The sequence below is a fragment of the Stenotrophomonas sp. SrG genome, from assembly GCF_050031795.1.
Lineage (GTDB): Bacteria > Pseudomonadota > Gammaproteobacteria > Xanthomonadales > Xanthomonadaceae > Stenotrophomonas > Stenotrophomonas rhizophila_A.
Window position 1 is genome coordinate 1 of the sequence record NZ_JBNBBE010000217.1, and the last position, 277, is coordinate 277.

Here is a 277-nt window from a genome sequence, read left to right on the forward strand (position 1 = left end):
CCAGGCCCTGTTCGATCGGCTCGAACATCCTGCCCTGGCCCACCCCCCCGCTGCCCTTTTCGGTGCCTGCGGCCGGCAGGCGCTCATCGCCGGCCTGCGACCACGTTTCCAGCGCCACCAGGTCGCCCTCCGGGGCGCCACGGTCCACCGGGCTCCAGCTGCGGCGCTGTTCGCGCAGGTTGGTGATCATCTGGTCGAGGTCGGCGGCGTTGATCTCGGCGGTGTGGCGCACGACGGTCAGCTTGCTGACGTCGACGTCGCCGAAGGCCGGCCCCAG

General features: G+C 71.8%; 1 pseudogene. It reads right to left on the bottom strand.

From position 1 onward, the window contains the following. Window positions 1-277, bottom strand: a pseudogene (locus tag ACQG3P_RS19585) (trigger factor); the annotation flags it as partial.